Here is a 21355-nt window from a genome sequence, read left to right as displayed (position 1 = left end):
CCCTGAATGGCGGTACGGCTGTACCGCCATCAACTTTACCGCTTACGGCGAAAACCATTACTCCGCTGTAAGCATCGCCTCCAGCTGTTCCTGCGCGTCGAGCCACGCCATTTCACACTCTTCAAGACCCGCTTTCGCCGTCGCCTGCTGTTGCAGGCAGGTGGTCAGCTCCGCTTTACGGCTCTGATCGTACAGGCCGCTGTCGCTAAGCTTCTCTTCCGCGTTGGCCAGTTGCGCATTGAACTTCTCCATCTCCTTTTCCAGACGGGCTATCTCTTTACGCAGCGGCTGTGTTTGCGTGCGCAGCTCCGCTTCACGACGCTTCTGATCTTTACGCGCTTGAGCGCTGTTACCATTCTCTTTTGCCGCGTCCGTCGGCTGGCTCTCCTGCTTCTGCACGTCGCTCAGCCACTGCTGGTAATCATCCAGATCGCCATCGAACGGCTCCACTTTGCCATCGTGCACCAGGTAGAGATCGTCGGTGGTGGAGCGTAAAAGGTGACGGTCGTGAGATACCACCACCAGTGCGCCTTCAAACTCAATCAGCGCGTCGGTGAGTGCCTGGCGCATATCGAGATCGAGGTGGTTGGTCGGTTCATCGAGCAGCAGCAGGTTCGGGCGCTGCCAGACGATCAACGCCAGCACCAGCCGTGCTTTTTCGCCGCCGGAGAAGCGCTCTGTTGCTTCGGTGACCTTATCGCCCTGGAAGCCGAAGCCGCCCAGGTAATCACGCAGCTTCTGCTCCAGCTCCTGCGGGGCCAGGCGGGCCAGATGCTGCAATGGCGATTCATCGGCGCGTAAAAATTCCAGCTGATGCTGGGCGAAGTAACCAAGTTTGATCCCCTTCGCCAGGCCGATTTCGCCGCTCTGCGCCGCCAGCTCGCCCGCCAGCAGTTTAATCAGCGTCGATTTACCGGCACCGTTACGCCCCAGCAGACCGATACGCGAGCCAGGCACCAGGTTGAGTTTGATGGCGTTCAGAATGGTGCGATCGCCATAACCGGCGCTCACTTTCTCCATCTTCAGGATCGGGTTGGGCAGGCTTTCCGGCGCGCGGAAGCTGAAGTGGAACGGGTTATCAACATGCGCGGGGGCAATCAGCTCCATGCGCTCCAGCATCTTGATGCGGCTTTGCGCCTGCTTCGCTTTACTCGCTTTCGCTTTGAAGCGATCGATAAAGCTTTGCAGATGGGCAACGCGCTGCTGCTGGCCTTCATAGGTAGCCTGCTGCTGCGCAAGCCGCGTAGCACGCTGGCGCTCAAACGAGCTGTAGTTGCCGGTGTATTCAAACATTGATTGCTGCTCAATGTGCAGGATCTTATCGACTACCGGATCGAGAAAATCGCGGTCGTGCGAGATAAGGATCAGCGTGCCCGGATAGTTCTTCAGCCACTTCTCCAGCCAGATGACTGCATCGAGATCGAGGTGGTTAGTCGGTTCATCAAGCAGCAGTAAATCGGAGCGGCAAATCAGCGCCTGCGCGAGGTTTAAACGCATACGCCAGCCGCCGGAGAAGGCGCTGACCGGGCGGTCGAGCTGCTCGTTAGAGAAGCCTAAACCGTGCAACAGGCTGGCGGCGCGGGAGCGCACTGTCCAGGCGTCGATAGCGTCGAGCTTGCCGTGTACCGTGGCGATAGCATTGCCGTCGTTGCGCTCGTTGGCAGCATTAAGCGCCGCTTCCAACTGGCGATATTCACGATCGCCGTCTATCACATAATCTATCGCCGCTTCGTCCAGCGCCGGTGTTTCCTGGTTGACCCACGCCAACTGCCAGGTGCCAGGGAAAGTGGCACTGCCGCCATCAGCGCTTATCTCGTTTTTCAACAGCGCGAGCAGGGTCGATTTGCCGCAGCCGTTTTTACCCACCAGGCCCACTTTCTGGCCCGGATTGATGGTGGCTGTGGCGTTGTCCAACAGGACACGCACGCCGCGACGAATTTGTAACGAGGAGAAAACAATCATAAGACGCCGTATGTTCAGACTATGTTAATTTGTCTTTATGGTAATGTAAGGCCACGGCGAAATGCCGCACCGGGGCCGCAATGTTAGCCCAAAATGAAGACGATAGACAAAAGCATTCTGGCCACGCCGCAGGGCGCTGGTTTGCAGAGAAGAGAGAATTTATACCCGGGAGGGGAGTGATGTCGCAGGCAGCAAAAGTGTTGCTGATCTATGCCCATCCGGAATCACAGGACTCGGTGGCGAACCGGGTTTTGCTTAAGCCGGCCACGCAACTGGAGAATGTAACGGTGCACGATCTTTACGCCCGTTACCCCGATTTTTTTATTGATATTCCCTATGAACAGGCGTTATTGCGCGAGCATGACGTTATCGTTTTTCAACATCCCCTTTATACCTACAGTTGTCCGGCACTGCTGAAAGAGTGGCTTGATCGTGTGTTGAGCCGCGGCTTTGCCAGCGGAGCAGGCGGGAATGAACTGGCGGGAAAGTACTGGCGTAGCGTGATCACCACCGGTGAGCCGGAGGCGGCTTATCGCCATGATGGTCTCAACCGCTACTCCCTCAACGATGTTTTACGCCCCTTTGAGTTGACCGCCGCGATGTGTCGCATGCACTGGCTCAGCCCAATTATCATCTACTGGGCACGTCGGCAGACGCCGCAGGAGCTGGCGCACCACGCCAAAGCCTACGGTGACTGGCTGGCTTCGCCGCTGCCGCCGGGAGGCCGTTAATGGAAGGTTCCGCACTCTTACTGGCCGGCGTGCTATTCCTCTTCGCGGCGGTAGTCGCTGTGCCGCTGGCCGCACGTTTAGGGATTGGCGCCGTGCTCGGCTACCTATTGGCGGGTATCGCCATTGGCCCATGGGGACTCGGGTTTATCAGCGATGTTGATGAGATCCTCCACTTCTCAGAGCTGGGCGTGGTGTTCCTGATGTTCATCATTGGGCTCGAACTTAACCCCTCGAAATTGTGGGAGCTGCGTCGCTCTATTTTTGGTGTCGGTGCAGCCCAGGTGCTGTTAAGTGCGGCGATCCTCGCAGGCCTGCTGATGCTGACGCAATTCTCCTGGCAGGCGGCGTTAATTGGCGGTATTGGTCTTGCGATGTCCTCTACCGCGATGGCGTTGCAACTGATGCGCGATAAAGGGATGAATCGCAGCGAGTCCGGCCAGCTCGGTTTTTCGGTGCTGCTGTTCCAGGATCTGGCCGTGATCCCGGCGCTGGCGCTGGTGCCGCTGTTGGCGGGCAATGGCGACGATCATCTTGACTGGATGAAGGTGGGCATGAAGGTGCTGGCCTTTGCCGGGATGCTGATTGGCGGGCGTTACCTGCTGCGCCCGGTGTTTCGTTTTATCGCCGCTTCCGGCGTACGCGAGGTCTTTACCGCCGCGACGCTGCTGCTGGTGCTCGGGTCGGCGCTGTTTATGGATGCCCTCGGCCTGTCGATGGCGCTGGGCACCTTTATCGCCGGCATTCTGCTGGCGGAGAGCGAATACCGCCACGAGCTTGAGATTGCCATTGAGCCGTTTAAAGGGCTGCTGCTGGGGCTGTTCTTTATTTCGGTCGGCATGGCGCTGAACCTCGGCGTGCTCTATACCCATCTATTGTGGGTCGTGATGAGCGTTGCGGTGCTGGTGGCCGTAAAATCGCTGGTGCTGTACGGGCTGGCGCGCATTTACGGTCTGCGTAGCTCGGAGCGGATGCAGTTTGCCGGGGTGTTGAGCCAGGGCGGCGAGTTTGCTTTTGTGCTCTTCTCCACCGCCTCATCGCAGCGGCTGTTTAAAGACGATCAGATGGCATTGCTGCTGGTGACCGTCACGCTGTCGATGATGACCACGCCGCTGCTGATGCGCGCCATTGATAAGCTGCTCTCCCGGCGCTTCAACAAGCCGGAGGATGAAGATGAAGCGCCGTGGGTTGATGATGATAAGCCGCAGGTGATTGTCGTCGGCTTTGGTCGCTTCGGGCAGGTGATTGGCCGTTTGCTGATGGCGAACGAAATGCGCATCACTGTGCTGGAGCGCGATATCAGCGCCGTGAACCTGATGCGTAAATATGGCTACAAAGTCTATTACGGTGATGCGACGCAGCTTGAGTTGCTGCGTTCGGCAGGTGCGGAGGCCGCACAATCGATCGTCATTACCTGTAACGATCCGGTCGATACCATGAAGCTGGTGGAGCTTTGCCAGCAGCACTTTCCCCACCTGGCGATTCTGGCGCGGGCGCGGGGACGTGTCGAAGCGCATGAACTGTTGCAGGCGGGCGTGACGCAGTTCTCGCGCGAAACCTTCTCCAGTGCGCTGGAACTGGGTCGTAAAGCGCTGATTTCTCTGGGTATGCATCCGCATCAGGCGCAGCGAGCGCAGTTGCACTTCAGACGGCTCGATATGCGCATGCTGCGTGAGCTGATGCCGGTGCATACCGATACGGTACAAATTTCCCGCGTACGTGAAGCGCGCCGCGAGCTGGAAGAAATTTTCCAGCGTGAGATGCAGCAAGAGCGGCGTCAACTCGACGGCTGGGATGAGTTTGAATAAGGGGAGTCGAATGGCTGTTCGTAAACGTTTTATTGCTGGCGCGACCTGTCCGTCGTGCCAGGCGAAAGACTCAATGGCGATGTGGCGCGAAAATAACGTCGATATTGTTGAGTGTGTTAAGTGCGGGCATCAGATGCGCGAAGCGGATAAAGAAGCGCGCGATCATGTTCGCAAAGATGAGCAAGTTATCGGGATTTTTCATCCGGACTAGCGATATCAGGCAGGATTTTTTAAGCTTAAGGGTACACGGGTGCAGAATTCCGTTACAATCTGCGCCAGTAATTTTCCCACGCTCAGGAGATATCATGAAAGTAGCAAAAGACCTGGTGGTCAGCCTGGCCTATCAGGTACGTACAGAAGACGGTGTATTGGTTGATGAGTCTCCGGTGAGTGCACCGCTGGACTACCTGCACGGTCACGGCTCCCTGATCTCCGGTCTGGAAAACGCGCTGGACGGTCATGAAGTCGGCGACAAATTCGATGTGGCTGTTGGCGCGAACGACGCTTACGGTCAGTACGACGAGAACCTGGTGCAGCGCGTTCCGAAAGACGTCTTCATGGGCGTTGACGAACTGCAGGTTGGCATGCGCTTCCTGGCTGAAACTGACCAGGGCCCGGTGCCGGTTGAGATCACCGAAGTGGAAGATGACCACGTAGTGGTTGATGGTAACCACATGCTGGCGGGTCAGAACCTGAAGTTCAACGTCGAAGTTGTCGCGATTCGTGAAGCAACTGAAGAAGAGTTGGCGCACGGCCACGTTCATGGCCCGCATGGTCACGATCATGACCACGACCACGGTCACGACGGCTGCTGCGGCGGTCACGGCCACGATCACGACCACGACCATGGTCACGATCACGGTGGTAAAGGTGGTTGCGGTAACGGCGGTTGCGGCTGCCATTAATCATACCCGTCGTCTTTCGCGCCGCAGGTGCGTTGGCTAAGGTATCGAGAAGCCCGGTAAGCGTCAGCCGACCGGGCACAAAAAGCGGGGAAACCCGCTTTTTTTACGTCTTAATAATGGGGCGGGGGTGTCTCTTCCGACGGGGACGCCAGATGTGAAGGCTGGCTGGCTTTCACTTTCTCCACCAGCAAACGCAGATGTTCGCGCAGCTTCGCCATTTCCAGCTCATGAGCCACCACCGTCTGGTTTAGCTCTTCAATGGTCATCTCCTGAAAAGCCAGTCGACTCTCCAGTTCAGCCAGTCGCGCTTCTATCGATAACTCTTGCATCTTTTCACCTCCGGGTAATATCCGGGTCGATTGGGGTAATCGGGCGGATTTTACTTAACTTTGCGCGAAGGTACAGCCTTCATGCAGAAACTTATTTAAACAAAAATAGTCACAGATCGGGTGAATTCGGGCAGAGTCCTTATGTTGATTTCCGCCGCAACACTTTATAGTACGCTTCTTACTTTATGTTTAACCCTGGGGCGAGATGCCCCGGTCCCTGGAGAAATGGATGAAATCACTGTTTAAAGTCACGCTGCTGGCGACCACCATGGCTGTAGCCCTTCATGCACCGCTCACCTTAGCTGCTGATGCCGCAACCAAAGACAAAACTGCTGCAACTGACAGCAAATCGGCATTCAAAAACGACGACCAGAAATCAGCTTACGCGCTGGGCGCCTCACTGGGCCGTTACATGGAAAACTCCCTGAAAGAGCAGGAAAAGCTGGGCATCAAACTGGATAAAGACCAGCTGATTGCCGGCGTTCAGGACGCTTTTGCTGATAAGAGCAAGCTGAGTGACCAGGAGATCGAGCAGACTCTGCAGGCGTTTGAAACTCGCGTGAAAACTGCCGCTCAGGATCGCATGGAAAAAGACGCGACTGAAAACGAAACCAAAGGCAAAGCCTTCCGTGACGCCTTCGCAAAAGAGAAGGGCGTGAAAACCTCCAGCACCGGCCTGCTCTACAAAGTAGACAAAGCGGGTACCGGCGATGCGCCGAAAGATAGCGACACTGTGGTTGTAAACTACAAAGGTACGCTGATTGACGGTAAAGAGTTCGACAACTCTTACACCCGTGGCGAACCGCTCTCCTTCCGTCTTGACGGCGTAATCCCGGGCTGGACCGAAGGCCTGAAAAACATCAAGAAAGGCGGCAAAATCAAGCTGGTGATCCCGCCGGCGCTGGCTTACGGTAAAACCGGCGTACCGGGTATTCCGGCAAACTCCACGCTGGTGTTCGACGTTGAGCTGCTGGATATCAAACCGGCACCGAAAGCGGACGCTGCAGCGCCGGAAGCGGCTCCAGCCGCAGGCGATAAAGCGGATGATGCAAAAGACGCACCCGCTGCGAAGAAGTAAAAGTGTGAAACGCGCCGCCTCAGAGCGGCGTTTTTTTTGCATCGCGGATATAATTCTGGAAAGCATAACCTACGATGTATTAATTTATATCCCCCTGCAAATACTGAGCCTGCCCTGAAAACTTAACGACAGGCTCCTGAAAAGGAGTGTTTTTTTTCATGTCCAGGTCGCTATTAACCAACGAAACCAGTGAGCTTGATCTCCTGGATCAACGTCCTTTCGATCAGACCGACTTCGATATCCTCAAATCCTACGAAGCGGTAGTGGACGGGTTAGCGATGCTCATTGGTTCGCACTGCGAAATCGTGTTGCACTCCTTACAGGATCTCAAATGCTCGGCCATCCGCATCGCTAACGGCGAGCACACCGGGCGTAAAATCGGCTCGCCGATTACCGATCTCGCGCTGCGTATGCTGCACGATATGACCGGTGCCGACAGCAGCGTGTCGAAGTGCTACTTCACTCGTGCGAAAAGCGGCGTACTGATGAAGTCGGTGACGATTGCTATCCGCAACCGCGATCACCGGGTAATTGGTCTGCTCTGCATCAACATGAATCTGGATGTGCCCTTCTCGCAGATCATGAGTACCTTTGTTCCGCCGGAAACGCCGGATGTTGGCTCCTCGGTTAACTTCGCCTCGTCTGTTGAAGACCTGGTGATGCAAACTCTCGAGTTCACCATTGAAGAGGTGAACGCCGACCGCAACGTCTCTAACAACGCCAAAAATCGCCAGATCGTCCTGAACCTCTACGAGAAGGGCATCTTTGATATCAAAGACGCCATTAACCAGGTGGCCGACCGCCTGAATATCTCCAAGCACACGGTCTACCTCTACATTCGCCAGTTCAAAAGCGGCGATTTCTCGGGGCAAGGGCATTAATGCGTTTTGCGTTGATGGTGACCGGCCCGGCCTATGGCACGCAGCAGGCAAGCAGCGCGTATCAATTCGCGCTTGCCCTACTGGAAGCGGGACATACGCTCGCGAGCGTTTTTTTCTACCGGGAAGGTGTAAGTAACGCGAACGCGTTGACTGCGCCCGCCAGCGACGAGTTTGATCTTGTGCGCGCCTGGCAGCGTTTGCATGCTGAGCAGCAGGTTGAGTTGCACATCTGCGTGGCCGCGGCGCTGCGCCGTGGCGTGGTTGATGAGAGCGAGGCCGCACGGCTGGAGTTAACGGGCGCTAATCTGCAGGCGGGGTTTTCACTTACCGGTCTGGGCGCGCTGGCGGAAGCGGCGCTGACCTGTGACAGAGTGGTACAGTTCTGATGAAGCGAATCGCCTTTGTTTTCTCCTCTGCACCGCACGGCTCCTCCGCCGGACGTGAAGGGCTGGACGCGGTACTGGCCACCTCCGCGTTAACAGAAGAGATTGGCCTCTTTTTTATCGGCGATGGCGTGCTGCAACTGTTGGCAAACCAGCAGCCTGGCAAGATCCTGGCGCGCGACTATATCGCGACTTTTAAAGTATTGCCGCTGTACGATGTTGAAGAGGTCTGGCTCTGCGCCGCTTCTCTGCGTGAAAGGGGTCTGGACGAGCATGCGGCGTTTGTCTTACCTGCTCAGCGTCTGGAGCCGGACGCGCTGCGTGAGCAGCTTGAGCAGTACACCGTCGTGCTCAATTTTTGAGGCCTTTATGCTGCTGACTCTATCCCGCTCACCCTGGCACTGCGATATGACGGCGCTGCTGCGCGTCCTGCGCCCCGGTGACGATCTGTTACTGCTCTCTGACGGTGTGCTGGCCGCCCTTAACGGTTCGCCGTTCGTTGAATTACTGCTTAATGCCCCCATAACTCTTCATGTGCTGAAAGACGATGTTGACGCGCGTGGTCTCTCTGCTCAAATTTCGAGCAGTGCCGTCAGCGTTAGCTATACTGATTTCGTTAGCCTGGCGGTGAAAAACGCCGTTCAGCTGAATTGGTAATGCAGGGATCGCTGTATATTTCTTGACACCTTTTAAGCACAGCCATAAAATTCTGCGTCCTCATATTATATGAGGCCGTTTTATTACGTGTTTACGAAGCAAAAGCTAAAACCAGGAGCTATTTAATGGCAACAGTTAACCAGCTGGTACGCAAACCACGCGCCCGCAAAGTTGCGAAAAGCAACGTGCCGGCGCTGGAAGCATGCCCGCAAAAACGTGGCGTATGTACTCGTGTATATACCACCACCCCTAAAAAACCGAACTCCGCACTGCGTAAAGTTTGCCGTGTTCGTTTAACCAACGGTTTCGAAGTGACTTCCTACATTGGTGGTGAAGGTCACAACCTGCAGGAGCACTCCGTGATCCTGATCCGTGGCGGTCGTGTTAAAGACCTCCCGGGTGTTCGTTACCATACCGTTCGTGGCGCGCTTGACTGCTCTGGTGTTAAAGACCGTAAGCAATCTCGCTCCAAGTACGGCGTGAAACGTCCTAAGGCTTAATGGTTCTCCGTTAAGTAAGGCCAAACTGTTTTAACTTAATGTCACACTAAACTCTTAGAGTTTTGGACAATCCTGAATTAACAACGGAGTATTTCCATGCCACGTCGTCGTGTTATTGGTCAGCGTAAAATTCTGCCGGATCCTAAGTTCGGATCAGAACTGCTGGCTAAATTTGTAAATATCCTGATGGTAGACGGTAAAAAATCTACTGCAGAAGCAATCGTATACAGCGCGCTGGAGACCCTGGCTCAGCGCTCTGGTAAAAATGAACTGGAAGCTTTCGAAGTAGCTCTCGAAAACGTGCGCCCGACTGTCGAAGTTAAGTCTCGCCGCGTTGGTGGTTCTACTTATCAGGTTCCGGTTGAAGTTCGTCCGGTTCGTCGTAATGCTCTGGCAATGCGTTGGATCGTTGAAGCTGCTCGTAAACGCGGTGATAAATCCATGGCTCTGCGCCTGGCGAACGAACTTTCCGATGCTGCAGACAACAAAGGTACTGCAGTTAAGAAACGTGAAGACGTTCACCGTATGGCCGAAGCCAACAAGGCGTTCGCACACTACCGTTGGTAATCCCTTCGGAGTTCTAGTCAACTGGCGGGCGCTTCAAGTAAGTCGCCCGCCGTTTGGCAACTTAATTCTGAACGCCTAAAAGACACAAACGAGGAATCAAATGGCTCGTACAACACCCATCGCACGCTACCGCAACATTGGTATCAGTGCGCACATCGACGCCGGTAAAACCACCACTACCGAACGTATTCTGTTCTACACCGGTGTAAACCACAAAATCGGTGAAGTTCACGACGGCGCCGCAACCATGGACTGGATGGAGCAGGAGCAGGAGCGTGGTATCACCATCACCTCTGCAGCGACTACTGCATTCTGGTCTGGTATGGCGAAGCAGTATGAACCGCATCGCGTAAACATCATCGACACCCCGGGGCACGTTGACTTCACCATCGAAGTAGAACGTTCCATGCGTGTACTGGATGGTGCGGTAATGGTTTACTGTGCCGTTGGTGGTGTTCAGCCACAGTCTGAAACCGTATGGCGTCAGGCTAACAAATATAAAGTTCCGCGCATCGCGTTCGTTAACAAAATGGACCGCATGGGCGCTAACTTCCTGAAAGTTGTTGATCAGATCAAAACCCGTCTGGGCGCGAACCCGGTTCCGCTGCAGCTGGCAATTGGCGCTGAAGAAGGTTTCACCGGTGTTGTTGACCTGGTGAAAATGAAAGCGATCAACTGGAACGATGCTGACCAGGGCGTTACCTTCGTTTACGAAGATATCCCGGCTGAGATGCAGGACCTGGCTGACGAATGGCACCAGAACCTGATCGAATCTGCGGCGGAAGCTTCAGAAGAGCTGATGGAGAAATACCTGGGTGGTGAAGACCTGACTGAAGAAGAGATCAAAACTGCTCTTCGTCAGCGTGTTCTGAACAACGAAATCATCCTGGTAACCTGTGGTTCTGCGTTTAAGAACAAAGGCGTTCAGGCGATGCTGGATGCGGTAATTGATTACCTGCCGTCCCCGACTGACGTTCCTGCGATCAACGGTATGCTGGACGATGGTAAAGATACCCCGGCTGAGCGTCACGCAAGCGACGAAGAGCCGTTCTCTGCACTGGCGTTCAAAATCGCAACTGACCCGTTCGTTGGTAACCTGACCTTCTTCCGCGTTTACTCCGGTGTGGTTAACTCTGGTGATACCGTACTGAACTCCGTGAAATCTGCACGTGAGCGTTTCGGTCGTATCGTTCAGATGCACGCTAACAAACGTGAAGAGATCAAAGAAGTTCGCGCGGGCGATATCGCTGCAGCGATCGGTCTGAAAGACGTGATCACCGGTGACACCCTGTGTGATCCGGACAACCCGATCATTCTGGAGCGTATGGAATTCCCGGAGCCGGTAATCTCCATCGCTGTAGAACCGAAAACCAAAGCTGACCAGGAAAAAATGGGTCTGGCTCTGGGCCGTCTGGCTAAAGAAGACCCGTCTTTCCGCGTATGGACTGACGAAGAATCTAACCAGACCATCATCGCTGGTATGGGCGAACTGCACCTCGACATCATCGTTGACCGTATGAAGCGTGAGTTCAACGTTGAAGCTAACGTGGGTAAACCTCAGGTTGCTTACCGCGAAGCGATTCGCGCGAAAGTTACCGATATCGAAGGTAAACACGCTAAGCAGTCTGGTGGTCGCGGTCAGTACGGTCATGTTGTTATCGACATGTACCCGCTGGAGCCGGGCTCTAACCCGAAAGGTTACGAGTTCATCAACGACATCAAAGGTGGTGTAATTCCTGGCGAATACATCCCTGCCGTTGATAAAGGCATCCAGGAGCAGCTGAAGTCTGGTCCGTTGGCTGGTTACCCGGTAGTTGACCTGGGTGTGCGTCTGCACTTCGGTTCTTACCACGACGTTGACTCCTCTGAACTGGCGTTTAAACTGGCTGCGTCTATTGCCTTTAAAGATGGCTTTAAGAAAGCGAAACCAGTTCTGCTTGAGCCGATCATGAAGGTTGAAGTAGAGACTCCGGAAGAGAACACCGGTGACGTTATCGGTGACTTGAGCCGTCGTCGCGGCATGCTGCGCGGTCAGGAATCTGAAGTTACTGGCGTTAAGATCCACGCTGAAGTTCCGCTGTCTGAAATGTTCGGATATGCAACTCAGCTGCGTTCTCTGACCAAAGGTCGTGCATCGTATACCATGGAATTCCTGAAGTATGATGATGCGCCGAACAACGTTGCTCAGGCCGTAATTGAAGCCCGTGGTAAATAAGCCGCAGGGTTAAAACCAAAGTCCCGTGCTCTCTCCATTGAGGGAGAGCACTATAGTAAGGAATAAAGCCGTGTCTAAAGAAAAATTTGAACGTACAAAACCGCACGTCAACGTCGGCACAATCGGCCACGTTGACCATGGTAAAACTACTCTGACCGCTGCAATCACTACCGTACTGGCTAAGACCTACGGCGGTGCTGCTCGCGCATTCGACCAGATCGATAACGCGCCGGAAGAAAAAGCTCGTGGTATCACCATCAACACCTCTCACGTTGAATATGACACCCCGACTCGCCACTACGCGCACGTAGACTGCCCGGGCCACGCCGACTATGTTAAAAACATGATCACCGGTGCTGCGCAGATGGACGGCGCGATCCTGGTTGTTGCTGCGACTGACGGCCCGATGCCGCAGACCCGTGAGCACATCCTGCTGGGTCGTCAGGTAGGCGTTCCGTTCATCATCGTGTTCCTGAACAAATGTGACATGGTTGATGACGAAGAGCTGCTGGAACTGGTTGAGATGGAAGTGCGTGAGCTGCTGTCTCAGTACGACTTCCCGGGCGACGACACCCCGATCGTTCGCGGTTCCGCGCTGAAAGCGCTGGAAGGCGAAGCTGAGTGGGAAGAGAAAATCATCGAGCTGGCTGGCTACCTGGATTCCTACATCCCGGAACCAGAGCGCGCGATTGACAAGCCGTTCCTGCTGCCGATCGAAGACGTATTCTCCATCTCCGGTCGTGGTACCGTTGTTACCGGTCGTGTAGAGCGCGGTATCATCAAGGTTGGTGAAGAAGTTGAAATCGTTGGTATCAAAGACACCGCGAAATCTACCTGTACCGGCGTTGAAATGTTCCGCAAACTGCTGGACGAAGGCCGTGCTGGTGAGAACGTTGGTGTTCTGCTGCGTGGTATCAAACGTGAAGAAATCGAACGTGGTCAGGTACTGGCTAAGCCGGGTTCCATCAAGCCGCACACCAAATTCGAATCTGAAGTGTACATCCTGTCCAAAGATGAAGGCGGTCGTCACACTCCGTTCTTCAAAGGCTACCGTCCGCAGTTCTACTTCCGTACAACTGACGTGACTGGCACCATCGAACTGCCGGAAGGTGTTGAGATGGTAATGCCGGGCGACAACATCAAAATGGTTGTTACCCTGATTCACCCGATTGCGATGGACGATGGTCTGCGTTTCGCAATCCGTGAAGGCGGCCGTACCGTTGGCGCGGGCGTTGTAGCAAAAGTTCTCAGCTAATCGCTGATAACATTTGACGCAATGCGCAAGAAAAGGGCATCATTTGATGCCCTTTTTGTACGCTTTCGACCCAGAACCTGGCTCATCAGTGATTTTTTTGTCCATAATCATTGCTGAGACAGGCTCTGAAGAGGGCGTGAGTCCGAAACTCGCCAGAGCATTTCGGTTTGGTTGCCTCGCTTATGCGGGGCAAAAATGTTTGTCTGAATTCTTGTGACAGGTTGGTTTATGAGTGCGAATACCGAAGCTCAAGGGAGCGGGCGCGGCCTGGAAGCGATGAAGTGGGTTGTTGTTGCAGTACTGCTGCTCGTGGCTATCGTTGGCAACTATCTTTATCGTGACATGATGCTGCCGCTCCGCGCGCTGGCAGTTGTAATTCTGATTGCTGCAGCAGGTGGTGTCGCGCTGTTGACGACGAAGGGAAAAGCGACCGTTGCTTTTGCCCGTGAAGCGAGAACCGAAGTACGTAAAGTGATTTGGCCCACTCGTCAGGAAACATTGCACACCACGTTGATTGTGGCTGCGGTCACCGCAGTTATGTCACTGATCCTGTGGGGGCTGGATGGTATTCTGGTCCGCCTGGTTTCCTTTATCACTGGCCTGAGGTTCTGAGATGTCTGAAGCTCCTAAAAAGCGCTGGTACGTCGTTCAGGCGTTTTCCGGTTTTGAAGGCCGCGTAGCAACGTCGCTGCGCGAGCATATCAAATTACACAACATGGAAGAGTTGTTTGGCGAAGTTATGGTGCCGACCGAAGAAGTGGTCGAAATCCGTGGCGGCCAGCGTCGCAAAAGCGAACGCAAATTCTTCCCGGGCTACGTACTTGTCCAGATGGTAATGAACGACGCCAGCTGGCACCTGGTGCGCAGCGTTCCGCGCGTAATGGGCTTCATCGGTGGCACCTCCGATCGTCCGGCGCCGATTAGCGACAAAGAAGTGGATGCGATCATGAACCGCCTGCAGCAGGTTGGTGATAAGCCGCGTCCGAAAACGCTGTTCGAGCCGGGTGAAATGGTCCGCGTTAGCGATGGTCCGTTTGCCGACTTTAACGGTGTGGTTGAAGAGGTGGACTACGAGAAGTCCCGCCTGAAAGTTTCCGTTTCTATCTTCGGTCGTGCGACCCCGGTAGAGCTGGACTTTAGCCAGGTCGAAAAAGCCTAAATATTCGGCGATCAAACGTTGCACAGGGCGCGAAATTGACATACAATTTCGCGCCTTTTGTTTTTACGGGTTCTGAACCGGTAAAACAGTTTTAACCACGGGGAGCCTTTCGGGGCGCTATACCCAAACGAGGAAATTTCAATGGCTAAGAAAGTCCAGGCCTACGTCAAGCTGCAGGTTGCAGCTGGCATGGCAAACCCGAGCCCACCGGTTGGTCCGGCTCTGGGTCAGCAGGGTGTTAACATCATGGAATTCTGCAAAGCGTTCAACGCAAAAACAGAATCCATGGAAAAAGGTCTGCCGATTCCGGTTGTTATTACCGTTTACGCTGACCGTTCTTTCACTTTCATTACCAAAACGCCTCCGGCAGCAGTTCTGCTGAAGAAAGCGGCTGGTATCAAGTCTGGTTCCGGCAAGCCGAACAAAGACAAAGTGGGCACCATCTCCCGCGCTCAGCTGCAGGAAATCGCTCAGACTAAAGCCGCGGACATGACCGGTTCTGACATTGAAGCGATGACTCGCTCAATCGAAGGTACTGCGCGTTCCATGGGCCTGGTAGTGGAGGATTAAGAAATGGCTAAACTGACCAAGCGTATGCGCGTGATCCGTGACAAAGTTGATGCGACCAAACAGTACGACATCAACGAAGCCATTGCTCTGCTGAAAGAGCTGGCCACTGCTAAATTCGTAGAAAGCGTAGACGTTGCCGTTAACCTCGGCATCGACGCACGTAAATCTGACCAGAACGTACGTGGTGCAACTGTACTGCCGCACGGTACTGGCCGTTCTGTTCGCGTAGCCGTATTTGCCCAGGGCCCGAACGCTGAAGCTGCTAAAGCAGCTGGCGCTGAGCTGGTAGGTATGGAAGATCTGGCTGACCAGATCAAGAAAGGCGAAATGAACTTTGACGTTGTTATTGCTTCTCCGGATGCAATGCGCGTTGTTGGCCAGCTGGGCCAGGTTCTGGGTCCGCGCGGCCTGATGCCGAACCCGAAAGTTGGTACTGTAACGCCGAACGTTGCTGAAGCGGTTAAGAACGCTAAAGCGGGTCAGGTTCGTTACCGTAACGACAAAAACGGCATCATCCACACCACCATCGGTAAAGTGGACTTTGACGCTGACAAACTGAAAGAAAACCTGGAGTCTCTGCTGGTTGCGCTGAAAAAAGCAAAACCGTCTCAGGCGAAAGGCGTGTACATCAAGAAAGTTAGCATCTCCACCACCATGGGTGCTGGTGTTGCGGTAGACCAGGCTGGTCTGAACGCAGCGGCGAACTAATATTCGCCTTTACGTGGGTGGCGGATTTGTCTACAATCTTCCCCCACGTTTTGCTCGCGTAAGCTAGCAAACAAACAGATTTGTTCGTTGGAGCCTGGCCTATCCAGGCCTCCGTCGAAGACCGCAGGTGTTTCGCAAGAGACTTAATTCCCTGCGTAGACGGTGACAGAACCTGAAGAATATTTTTTAAGTACTCTTTGGCTTGTTTCTGCTCACCGTATTAAGACGCTCTTTTCGTTGAAAAGAGTGAAGTGAGTTCCAGGGCATGAGCCCTGGCAAACATCCAGGAGCAAAGCTAATGGCTTTAAATCTTCAAGACAAACAAGCGATTGTTGCTGAAGTCAGCGAAGTAGCCAAAGGCGCGCTGTCTGCGGTTGTTGCGGATTCCCGTGGCGTTACCGTAGATAAAATGACCGAACTGCGTAAAGCAGGTCGCGAAGCCGGCGTTTACATGCGTGTTGTTCGCAACACCCTGCTGCGCCGTGTTGTTGAAGGTACTCAGTTCGAGTGCCTGAAAGACGCGTTCGTTGGTCCGACCCTGATTGCATATTCTATGGAACACCCGGGCGCTGCTGCTCGTCTGTTCAAAGATTTCGCGAAAGCGAATGCAAAATTTGAGGTCAAAGCCGCTGCCTTTGAAGGTGAGTTGATCCCGGCGTCCCAGATCGATCGCCTGGCAACCCTGCCGACCTACGAAGAAGCAATTGCACGCCTGATGGCAACCATGAAAGAAGCCTCTGCTGGCAAACTGGTTCGTACTCTGGCTGCTGTACGCGATGCGAAAGAAGCTGCTTAATCGCAGTTTTCTCTATAACGCATTCGCTTACGTATAAACTTATTCTGATATTCAGGAACAATTTAAATGTCTATCACTAAAGATCAAATCATTGAAGCAGTTTCCGCTATGTCCGTAATGGACGTTGTTGAACTGATCTCTGCAATGGAAGAAAAATTCGGTGTTTCTGCTGCTGCCGCTGTAGCTGTTGCTGCTGGCCCGGCTGCTGAAGCTGCTGAAGAGAAAACTGAATTCGACGTTATTCTGAAAGCTGTTGGCGCTAACAAAGTTGCTGTTATCAAAGCAGTACGTGGCGCAACTGGCCTGGGTCTGAAAGAAGCTAAAGACCTGGTAGAATCTGCTCCGGCCGCTCTGAAAGAAGGCGTGAGCAAAGATGACGCTGAAGCTCTGAAAAAATCTCTGGAAGAAGCTGGCGCTGAAGTTGAAGTTAAATAAGCCAACCCTTCCGGTTGCAGCCTGAGAAATCAGGCTGATGGCTGGTGACTTTTTGGTCACCAGCCTTTTTGCGCTGTAGAAGGCGCTGGTAGTGTTTCACACTGTTTGACTACCTGTTGCCTTTTCAATGCTTGTTTCTATCGACGACTTAATATACTGCGACAGTCGCTCGGCGCTGTGTAAATCGCAATGAAATGATTTAAGCGTGATAGCAACAAGCATTGCGGAAAGTGCTCCACTTTCCGGTCAAAAAAATAGTGTTGCACAAACTGTCCTTTCCCTGGGCAGATGGGTCGACTTGTCAGCGAGCTGAGGAACCCTATGGTTTACTCCTATACCGAGAAAAAACGTATTCGTAAGGATTTTGGTAAACGTCCACAAGTACTGGATGTTCCCTATCTCCTTTCTATCCAGCTTGACTCGTTCCAGAAGTTCATCGAGCAAGATCCTGAAGGCCAGTACGGGCTCGAAGCGGCATTCCGCTCCGTGTTCCCGATCAAGAGCTACAGCGGCAATTCGGAACTGCAATACGTCAGCTACCGTCTTGGCGAACCCGTATTTGACGTCAAAGAGTGTCAAATCCGTGGTGTGACGTACTCCGCCCCGCTGCGCGTAAAACTGCGTCTGGTGATCTACGAGCGCGAAGCGCCGGAAGGCACCGTAAAAGACATTAAAGAACAAGAAGTCTACATGGGCGAAATTCCGCTCATGACCGACAACGGTACCTTTGTTATCAACGGTACTGAGCGTGTTATCGTTTCTCAGCTGCACCGTAGCCCGGGCGTCTTCTTTGACAGCGACAAGGGTAAAACCCACTCTTCCGGTAAGGTGCTCTATAACGCACGTATCATTCCTTACCGTGGGTCATGGCTGGACTTTGAGTTCGATCCGAAAGACAACCTGTTCGTTCGTATCGACCGTCGTCGTAAGCTGCCGGCAACCATCATTCTGCGCGCGCTGAACTACACCACTGAACAGATCCTTGACCTGTTCTTTGAAAAAGTGGTCTTTGAGATCCGCGACAACAAGCTGCAGATGGAACTGGTACCGGAACGCCTGCGTGGCGAAACCGCCTCCTTCGATATCGAAGCTAACGGCAAAATGTATGTTGAGAAAGGCCGCCGCATCACCGCGCGCCACATTCGTCAGCTGGAAAAAGACGAAATCCAACATATCGAAGTGCCGGTTGAGTACATCGCAGGTAAAGTTGCGGCGAAAGACTACGTTGACGAATCCACTGGCGAGCTGATCTGCCCGGCTAACATGGAGCTGTCGCTCGATCTGCTGGCTAAACTGAGCCAGGCCGGTCACAAACGTATCGAAACGCTGTTCACCAACGATCTGGATCACGGCCCGTACATCTCTGAAACCGTACGCGTCGACCCAACTAACGATCGTCTGAGCGCGCTGGTAGAAATCTACCGCATGATGCGCCCGGGTGAGCCGCCGACTCGCGAAGCGGCTGAAAGCCTCTTCGAAAACCTGTTCTTCTCCGAAGACCGCTACGATCTTTCTGCGGTAGGCCGCATGAAGTTCAACCGTTCTCTGCTGCGCGACAGCATTGAAGGTTCCGGTATCCTGAGCAACGACGACATCATCGAAGTGATGAAGAAGCTCATCGGTATCCGTAACGGCATCGGTGAAGTAGATGATATCGACCACCTCGGCAACCGTCGTATCCGTTCCGTAGGCGAAATGGCGGAAAACCAATTCCGCGTTGGCCTGGTGCGTGTAGAACGTGCGGTGAAAGAGCGTCTCTCTCTGGGCGATCTGGATACTCTGATGCCGCAGGACATGATCAACGCCAAGCCGATTTCGGCGGCGGTGAAAGAGTTCTTCGGCTCCAGCCAACTCTCCCAGTTTATGGATCAGAACAACCCGCTGTCTGAGATTACGCACAAACGTCGTATCTCTGCACTTGGCCCGGGCGGTCTGACCCGTGAGCGCGCAGGCTTTGAAGTTCGAGACGTACACCCGACTCACTACGGTCGCGTATGTCCAATCGAAACGCCTGAAGGTCCGAACATCGGTCTGATTAACTCCCTGTCCGTCTATGCACAGACTAACGAATACGGCTTCCTCGAAACGCCGTACCGTAAAGTGACTGACGGCGTGGTGACTGACGAGATCCATTACCTCTCTGCAATTGAAGAGGGTAACTACGTTATCGCTCAGGCGAACACCAACCTGACGGAAGAAGGGCGTTTTGCAGAAGATCTGGTAACGTGCCGCAGCAAAGGCGAATCAAGCCTCTTCAGCGCAGACCAGGTTGACTACATGGACGTATCCACCCAGCAGGTGGTTTCCGTCGGTGCATCCCTGATTCCGTTCCTGGAACACGATGACGCCAACCGTGCATTGATGGGTGCGAACATGCAACGTCAGGCGGTTCCGACTCTGCGCGCTGATAAGCCGCTGGTTGGTACCGGTATGGAACGTGCTGTTGCCGTTGACTCCGGCGTAACTGCCGTTGCGAAACGTGGCGGTACCGTTCAGTACGTGGATGCTTCCCGTATCGTTATCAAAGTTAACGAAGACGAGATGTACCCGGGCGAAGCAGGTATCGACATCTATAACCTGACCAAATACACCCGTTCTAACCAGAACACCTGCATCAACCAGATGCCGTGTGTTTACCTGGGTGAGCCGATTGAGCGCGGCGACGTGCTGGCAGACGGTCCGTCCACCGACCTCGGTGAACTGGCGCTCGGTCAGAACATGCGCGTAGCGTTCATGCCGTGGAACGGTTACAACTTCGAAGACTCCATCCTTGTCTCCGAGCGTGTGGTTCAGGAAGATCGTTTCACCACTATTCACATCCAGGAACTGGCTTGTGTGTCCCGTGACACCAAACTGGGGCCGGAAGAGATCACCGCTGATATCCCGAACGTGGGTGAAGCTGCGCTCTCCAAACTGGATGAATCCGGTATCGTTTACATCGGTGCAGAAGTGACCGGCGGCGACATTCTGGTTGGTAAGGTAACGCCGAAAGGTGAAACCCAGCTGACGCCAGAAGAGAAACTGCTGCGCGCGATCTTCGGTGAGAAAGCGTCTGACGTTAAAGACTCTTCTCTGCGCGTACCAAACGGTGTTTCCGGTACGGTTATCGACGTTCAGGTCTTCACCCGCGATGGCGTGGAAAAAGACAAACGTGCGCTGGAAATCGAAGAGATGCAGCTCAAACAGGCGAAGAAAGACCTGTCTGAAGAACTGCAGATCCTCGAAGCTGGCCTGTTCAGCCGTATCCACTCCGTGCTGGTATCCGGTGGCGTTGAAGCTGAGAAGCTCGACAAACTGCCGCGCGACCGCTGGCTGGAACTCGGCCTGACCGACGAAGCGAAACAGAATCAGCTGGAACAGCTGGCTGAGCAGTACGACGAACTGAAACACGAGTTCGAGAAAAAACTCGAAGCGAAACGCCGTAAGATTACTCAGGGCGACGATCTGGCACCGGGCGTGCTGAAGATTGTTAAGGTTTATCTGGCCGTTAAACGTCAGATCCAGCCTGGTGATAAGATGGCAGGTCGTCACGGTAACAAGGGTGTTATCTCCAAGATCAACCCGATCGAAGATATGCCATACGATGAAAACGGCACGCCGGTAGACATCGTACTGAACCCGCTGGGCGTACCGTCTCGTATGAACATCGGTCAGATTCTTGAAACCCACCTGGGTATGGCTGCGAAAGGTATTGGCGACAAGATTAACGCCATGCTGAAACAGCAGCAGGAAGTCGCGAAACTGCGCGAGTTCATCCAGCGTGCATACGATCTGGGCGCTGACGTTCGTCAGAAAGTCGACCTGAGCACCTTCAGCGATGACGAAGTGCTGCGTCTGGCTGAAAACCTGCGTAAAGGCATGCCGATCGCAACGCCGGTCTTCGACGGTGCGAAAGAGTCTGAAATCAAGGAACTGTTACAGCTGGGTGGCCTGCCGACTTCCGGTCAGATCACACTGTTCGACGGTCGTACCGGTGAGCAGTTCGAGCGCCAGGTTACCGTTGGCTACATGTACATGCTGAAACTGAACCACCTGGTTGATGACAAAATGCATGCGCGTTCCACCGGTTCCTACAGCCTGGTTACTCAGCAGCCGCTGGGTGGTAAGGCGCAGTTCGGTGGTCAGCGCTTCGGGGAGATGGAAGTGTGGGCGCTGGAAGCATATGGCGCGGCATACACCCTGCAGGAAATGCTCACCGTTAAGTCTGATGACGTGAATGGTCGTACCAAGATGTATAAGAACATCGTGGACGGCAACCATCAGATGGAACCGGGGATGCCAGAGTCCTTCAACGTACTGTTGAAAGAGATTCGTTCGCTGGGTATCAACATCGAGCTGGAAGACGAGTAACTCTCGCTCAAACAGGTCACTGGTGCCGGGGTAACACCCGGCACCAGATTGTGCTAACTCCGACGGGAG

At 54.0% G+C, this 21355-nt stretch carries 22 protein-coding genes; 20 read left to right on the top strand and 2 right to left on the bottom strand.

The genetic code is table 11. From position 1 onward, the window contains the following. Nucleotides 1-57: 57 nt before the first annotated feature. Nucleotides 58-1962 (bottom strand): ABC transporter ATP-binding protein, encoded by a 1905-nt coding sequence (locus SOM48_RS00210; RefSeq protein WP_320511196.1) that lies wholly within the window; start codon nt 1960-1962, stop codon nt 58-60. Between the two features lie 179 nt (nt 1963-2141). On the opposite strand from SOM48_RS00210, the gene kefG reads away from it, so the two are divergent. The 4 genes from kefG (at nt 2142) to slyD (ending at nt 5403) form a co-directional block, all read left to right on the top strand. Further along, on the top strand, nt 2142-2693 hold the full coding sequence (gene kefG, locus SOM48_RS00205) for a glutathione-regulated potassium-efflux system ancillary protein KefG (protein WP_023482071.1): 552 nt from the start codon (nt 2142-2144) through the stop codon (nt 2691-2693). Then, a complete protein-coding gene (gene kefB, locus SOM48_RS00200) occupies nt 2693-4498 on the top strand; it encodes a glutathione-regulated potassium-efflux system protein KefB (protein ID WP_054804337.1) in 1806 nt (601 codons plus the stop codon). The genes kefG and kefB overlap by 1 nt, the downstream gene beginning before the upstream one ends. A 10-nt stretch (nt 4499-4508) precedes the next feature. Beyond that, nucleotides 4509-4709, top strand: coding sequence for a YheV family putative zinc ribbon protein (locus SOM48_RS00195; RefSeq protein ID WP_023482007.1), 201 nt, complete (start codon nt 4509-4511; stop codon nt 4707-4709). 94 nt (nt 4710-4803) lie between these two features. Continuing rightward, on the top strand, nt 4804-5403 hold the full coding sequence (gene slyD / locus SOM48_RS00190) for a peptidylprolyl isomerase (RefSeq protein ID WP_094422334.1): 600 nt from the start codon (nt 4804-4806) through the stop codon (nt 5401-5403). Between the two features lie 110 nt (nt 5404-5513). Here the strand turns inward: slyD and SOM48_RS00185 are convergent, their stop codons facing one another. Next, a complete protein-coding gene (locus tag SOM48_RS00185; protein ID WP_023482131.1) occupies nt 5514-5732 on the bottom strand; it encodes a protein SlyX in 219 nt (72 codons plus the stop codon). Nucleotides 5733-5961: 229 nt separating this feature from the next. Here SOM48_RS00185 and fkpA point away from each other — a divergent pair, with 229 nt between their 5' ends. From fkpA to rpoB, 16 genes are all read left to right on the top strand, one after another. Then, nucleotides 5962-6810 (top strand): FKBP-type peptidyl-prolyl cis-trans isomerase, encoded by an 849-nt coding sequence (gene fkpA, locus SOM48_RS00180; RefSeq protein WP_076769406.1) that lies wholly within the window; start codon nt 5962-5964, stop codon nt 6808-6810. A gap of 158 nt (nt 6811-6968) precedes the next feature. Continuing rightward, entirely contained in the window at nt 6969-7691 is a 723-nt protein-coding gene (locus SOM48_RS00175; RefSeq protein ID WP_023482043.1) for a helix-turn-helix transcriptional regulator, read from the top strand. Beyond that, nucleotides 7691-8077, top strand: coding sequence for a sulfurtransferase complex subunit TusD (gene tusD / locus SOM48_RS00170; RefSeq protein ID WP_042717855.1), 387 nt, complete (start codon nt 7691-7693; stop codon nt 8075-8077). Before SOM48_RS00175 ends, tusD begins: the two co-directional genes overlap by 1 nt. Then, complete coding sequence (gene tusC, locus SOM48_RS00165) at nt 8077-8436, top strand: sulfurtransferase complex subunit TusC (protein WP_289747239.1); 360 nt, start codon at nt 8077-8079, stop codon at nt 8434-8436. The genes tusD and tusC overlap by 1 nt, the downstream gene beginning before the upstream one ends. 7 nt (nt 8437-8443) lie before the next feature. Then, nucleotides 8444-8731, top strand: coding sequence for a sulfurtransferase complex subunit TusB (gene tusB / locus SOM48_RS00160; protein WP_042717852.1), 288 nt, complete (start codon nt 8444-8446; stop codon nt 8729-8731). A 125-nt stretch (nt 8732-8856) separates the two neighbouring features. After that, nucleotides 8857-9231, top strand: coding sequence for a 30S ribosomal protein S12 (gene rpsL / locus SOM48_RS00155; RefSeq protein WP_003023654.1), 375 nt, complete (start codon nt 8857-8859; stop codon nt 9229-9231). Nucleotides 9232-9327: 96 nt separating this feature from the next. Beyond that, the gene (rpsG, locus tag SOM48_RS00150) at nt 9328-9798 is read left to right on the top strand and encodes a 30S ribosomal protein S7 (protein WP_007369802.1); all 471 of its coding nucleotides are present in this window, start codon (nt 9328-9330) and stop codon (nt 9796-9798) included. A gap of 100 nt (nt 9799-9898) precedes the next feature. Continuing rightward, nucleotides 9899-12013: an elongation factor G gene (gene fusA / locus SOM48_RS00145; protein WP_023481958.1), complete on the top strand. Its 2115-nt coding sequence runs from the start codon at nt 9899-9901 to the stop codon at nt 12011-12013. Nucleotides 12014-12083: 70 nt separating this feature from the next. After that, nucleotides 12084-13268 (top strand): elongation factor Tu, encoded by a 1185-nt coding sequence (gene tuf, locus SOM48_RS00140; protein ID WP_076768836.1) that lies wholly within the window; start codon nt 12084-12086, stop codon nt 13266-13268. 228 nt (nt 13269-13496) lie between these two features. Next, nucleotides 13497-13880, top strand: coding sequence for a preprotein translocase subunit SecE (gene secE, locus SOM48_RS00135; protein WP_003033128.1), 384 nt, complete (start codon nt 13497-13499; stop codon nt 13878-13880). Between the two features lies 1 nt (nt 13881). After that, on the top strand, nt 13882-14427 hold the full coding sequence (nusG, locus tag SOM48_RS00130) for a transcription termination/antitermination protein NusG (RefSeq protein ID WP_006816549.1): 546 nt from the start codon (nt 13882-13884) through the stop codon (nt 14425-14427). Between the two features lie 141 nt (nt 14428-14568). Beyond that, nucleotides 14569-14997, top strand: coding sequence for a 50S ribosomal protein L11 (gene rplK / locus SOM48_RS00125; RefSeq protein WP_054804427.1), 429 nt, complete (start codon nt 14569-14571; stop codon nt 14995-14997). Between the two features lie 3 nt (nt 14998-15000). Continuing rightward, on the top strand, nt 15001-15705 hold the full coding sequence (gene rplA / locus SOM48_RS00120; RefSeq protein ID WP_023479399.1) for a 50S ribosomal protein L1: 705 nt from the start codon (nt 15001-15003) through the stop codon (nt 15703-15705). 298 nt (nt 15706-16003) lie between these two features. Next, nucleotides 16004-16501 (top strand): 50S ribosomal protein L10, encoded by a 498-nt coding sequence (gene rplJ / locus SOM48_RS00115; protein WP_007704673.1) that lies wholly within the window; start codon nt 16004-16006, stop codon nt 16499-16501. A 66-nt stretch (nt 16502-16567) separates the two neighbouring features. Beyond that, a complete protein-coding gene (gene rplL / locus SOM48_RS00110; RefSeq protein WP_023479395.1) occupies nt 16568-16936 on the top strand; it encodes a 50S ribosomal protein L7/L12 in 369 nt (122 codons plus the stop codon). A gap of 321 nt (nt 16937-17257) precedes the next feature. Next, nucleotides 17258-21286 (top strand): DNA-directed RNA polymerase subunit beta, encoded by a 4029-nt coding sequence (gene rpoB / locus SOM48_RS00105; protein ID WP_023479402.1) that lies wholly within the window; start codon nt 17258-17260, stop codon nt 21284-21286. The last annotated feature ends 69 nt before the right edge of the window (nt 21287-21355 follow it).

Source organism: Kosakonia sp. CFBP8986 (assembly GCF_034044935.1).
GTDB lineage: Bacteria > Pseudomonadota > Gammaproteobacteria > Enterobacterales > Enterobacteriaceae > Kosakonia > Kosakonia cowanii.
Note: the sequence above shows the minus strand (reverse complement) of the source record. Positions and strands in the feature narration are given on the sequence as shown.